This window comes from Oligoflexia bacterium (genome assembly GCA_035326705.1).
GTDB lineage: Bacteria > Bdellovibrionota_G > JALEGL01 > JALEGL01 > JALEGL01 > JALEGL01.
In genome coordinates this window covers 58,258-61,383 of the sequence record DAOLES010000010.1, presented here as the reverse complement: position 1 = coordinate 61,383, position 3,126 = coordinate 58,258, and the positions used below count along the sequence as shown (strand labels likewise).

The following is a 3,126-nucleotide window of genomic DNA, read 5'->3' as shown; positions in this document are numbered from 1 at the left end:
GAACGCCCGACCCCCAGATTCGTAGTCTGGTGCTCTATCCAGCTGAGCTACGGGTGCATGTGAGAAGCATAGGTACAAATAATCACTTCATTTGTAAAGATAATTTCTTTAGTCTACGAAATAATGGATTCAAGGTACTGAAAGATACCGGCTACTTTTTTTATTTTTTACCTTTTAGAGTGAATTACTGAAAAAAGTTGATCTGTGACGGTCTTGGGTTACAAGGGCTCTATGCCACAAAGAAAAACAAACGAACTGCGTTCAATAGAAATTATTCCAAATTATATTCATAACCCCATGGGTTCATGTTTGATCAAGATGGGTCAAACTTGGGTATTGTGTACCGCATCGGTGGAAGAAAAAGTACCTCCATTTATGGAAAGAAAAGGCAAAGGCTGGGTGACCGCAGAGTATTGTATGTTACCAGCATCAACGCATACTCGTTCTAAGCGGGAAGCAAAATCAGGCCAACAAAGTGGAAGAACCCAGGAAATTCAACGTTTGATTGGCCGTTCATTGCGAGCTTGTATTGATGAGAGTTTATTGGGTGAAAGAACCATCACTGTGGATTGTGATGTGTTGCAAGCGGATGGTGGAACGCGCATTGCCTCTATCAACGGTGGCTTTGTAGCCATGTCCATTGCTATAAAAAAACTGATGCAAAATGGCAAGGTTGAGCATAATCCCATTCGCTCACATGTTGCGGGAATCAGCATGGGCCTTAAAGACGATAAAGTGTATACCGATTTAGATTATGATTTAGATTCTACCTGTGATGTAGATATGAATTTGGTTTTCTTGGGCAATGGGTCATTGGTAGAAATTCAAGGCACGGCAGAAAGAGGCACGTTTAGCTTTGAACAAACCCAAGCCATGTTGGGCCAAGGCTATGAAGCAATAAAGCAAATTGTAAGCAAACAAAGCCAAGCCATAGAAATAGCATGAACATCTGTATTGCCACGCAAAATCAAGGAAAGCTGAAAGAGTTTCAGTATTTGGCTGAGCAGTTCTGTCCACAGCTTTCTTTTTATTCCATCAAGGAAGCCACACAAGAGCCTGTGCCTGATGTAATTGAAAATGGTAGCACTTTTTTAGAAAACGCCAGCATCAAAGCCAAGGCTTATGCACGTTGGCTAAAAAGACCTTGTCTTTCAGATGATTCAGGCCTAATGGTTGAAGCCTTGGCAGGTGAGCCGGGCTTGTATTCTGCACGCTATGCTGGTCCTGATGCCACAGATGCAGAAAATAATGCAAAGTTATTGCAAGAAATTAAAAGCAAACAGCTCATAGAACCTAAAGCAAAGTTTGTTTGTGTTTTAGCGTATTTTAACCCCTTAACCGAGCAGCTATTAACAGCAGAAGGTGAGCTGCACGGCTATATTGTTGCTCAGCCAAGAGGAAGTCAAGGCTTTGGCTACAACCCTTTGTTTTGTGTTGAGCAAAGTAAAAAAACTTTGGCTGAGATGGGTATGGAAGAAAAACTCAGTTTGGATCATCGTTCGCTAGCGTTTCAGGCCTTGAGTCAAAAATTACAAAGTATCCTATGATAATGCGATATTAGGTTGACTTTTTTTGTCAGGCACTCTAAATAATGTGCTCTTTATCGGTCAGGAAGACTGTCATAAATGTCGGGGCGTAGCGCAGCCTGGTAGCGCACCTGCTTTGGGAGCAGGGGGTCGTTGGTTCGAATCCAATCGCCCCGACCATCTTTTTTAGAGGGAAAAACGCTTTTTAGAAATTGTTAGACTGAGTGTCTTACAATTTCTTATGCAAAGCCCCCTCACAAACAAAAAGCGTGGTTTTTGTTTGTTCACCCTTTGCGGTCAGCCACGGCATAAAGCCTTGCTTCCTTAAAACTAGTATTTGTATGTCGTTGGTTTAAAGCTAAACTTATGATGAGCAAGCCGAAGGCGTAGCGAAGAATTAGTTTAACTTATGGCAACACCTAAGGTGTTGGCCGAATCCAATCGCCCCGACCATCTTTTTTTAGAGGGAGAATCCCTCTTGTTCTATTCTATTCAATGGGGAGTATACTTATTTTTTGAAAAACTTTCTTTTCATCATTCTAGCTGGTAATTAAATTTACATGAAAGCAAAAAACTGTGCCTGTTGTTTTATGCCACTGAAACAAGATTTAAAAGAAAGTGGTTCAGATATTTACTGTAGTTATTGTTATGTTGATGGTCGCCTTTTGGCCGAGGGGATGACTTTAAAAGAATTTAAAGAAAAAGCGTATCAAGGAATGCTTTTAAAAAACATGAACAAATATAAAGCTAAGTTTTTTTCTTGGATGATTGGTTTTGCACCTTATTGGAAAACACGGCAATAGCGCTGAAGTGTTTTTAAGTTTATAAAAGGTGCTGATGTGAAAGATGAACAACCTCATTTCTTTAGAAGAACAAGATCTTTTTTACATGCAAAAAGTTTATGCCTTGGCGCAAAAAGCTTTTAGTCAAGATGAAGTGCCTATAGCAGCTGTACTGCTCTATCAAGATCAAGTGTTTGAATCCTTCAATCAAAGACAAAAAACTCAATTGCCGCACGATCATGCAGAGTTTAATGTAATTGATCAGGCCTGTCGTAAGTTTAGTACATGGCGTTTAAATGATGCAACGTTATATGTCAGTGTTGAACCATGTTTGATGTGTTCGGGACTTATCTATCAAAGTAGAATTGCAAGAGTTGTGTTTTCGGTTGAAAACCCAAAAGGTGGGGCTTTAAGCTTTGTTGAGGAAAATGCTGTTAAATTGGGCGTGAACCATTCTGTAAGCTTTAGTTGCGGGTTGTTGCGTGCTGAAACAGAAAACATGTTGAAGCAGTTTTTTAAAAACAAGAGAAAAAAACTCTAATATAAGTCACTGATTTTCTTGACATTGATGGACTAGGAGCAGTACCATTTAAGATGGTGACTAAACTTTGATTATAAGGATTGATTACATGTTGATTCTTTCGCAAAGAGTGGGCAAACAAAACCATATTTTTTGTTTGCAGGGGATATGTGAGTTTCCTTTTTTGAGTGGGTGTTTTTAAAACGCTCTAGATAAAGAAGGCAGAGTTTTGCTTTAGATTGGAAAAAACCAATTTTATATTGGTTTTTGCGCAAAGGGATAGCAAACAAAAACCACG

At 39.6% G+C, this 3,126-nt stretch carries 4 protein-coding genes and 1 tRNA gene; all 5 read left to right on the top strand.

The window, feature by feature from the left end; genetic code table 11:
* The first annotated feature begins 231 nt into the window (after positions 1-231).
* The 5 genes from rph to PKC21_10335 all read left to right on the top strand — a co-directional run bounded on the left by rph (position 232) and on the right by PKC21_10335 (position 2,849).
* Positions 232-945: a ribonuclease PH gene (gene rph, locus PKC21_10355; GenBank protein ID HMR25741.1), complete on the top strand. Its 714-nt coding sequence runs from the start codon at positions 232-234 to the stop codon at positions 943-945.
* Positions 942-1,547, top strand: a complete 606-nt coding sequence (gene rdgB, locus PKC21_10350; protein HMR25740.1) for an RdgB/HAM1 family non-canonical purine NTP pyrophosphatase — start codon at positions 942-944, stop codon at positions 1,545-1,547. Before rph ends, rdgB begins: the two co-directional genes overlap by 4 nt.
* Positions 1,548-1,629: 82 nt before the next feature.
* Positions 1,630-1,706, top strand: a tRNA-Pro gene (locus PKC21_10345).
* Between the two features lie 380 nt (positions 1,707-2,086).
* A complete protein-coding gene (locus tag PKC21_10340; GenBank protein HMR25739.1) occupies positions 2,087-2,329 on the top strand; it encodes a zinc ribbon domain-containing protein in 243 nt (80 codons plus the stop codon).
* 43 nt (positions 2,330-2,372) lie between these two features.
* On the top strand, positions 2,373-2,849 hold the full coding sequence (locus tag PKC21_10335; GenBank protein HMR25738.1) for a nucleoside deaminase: 477 nt from the start codon (positions 2,373-2,375) through the stop codon (positions 2,847-2,849).
* The last annotated feature ends 277 nt before the right edge of the window (positions 2,850-3,126 follow it).

What these genes read in the sequence shown, in the direction of transcription:
- rph (HMR25741.1), top strand. Translation starts at nt 232, where the DNA reads ATGCCACAAAGAAAAACAAACGAACTGCGTTCAATAGAAATTATTCCA.
- rdgB (HMR25740.1), top strand. Translation starts at nt 942, where the DNA reads ATGAACATCTGTATTGCCACGCAAAATCAAGGAAAGCTGAAAGAGTTT.
- PKC21_10340 (HMR25739.1), top strand. Translation starts at nt 2,087, where the DNA reads ATGAAAGCAAAAAACTGTGCCTGTTGTTTTATGCCACTGAAACAAGAT.
- PKC21_10335 (HMR25738.1), top strand. Translation starts at nt 2,373, where the DNA reads ATGAACAACCTCATTTCTTTAGAAGAACAAGATCTTTTTTACATGCAA.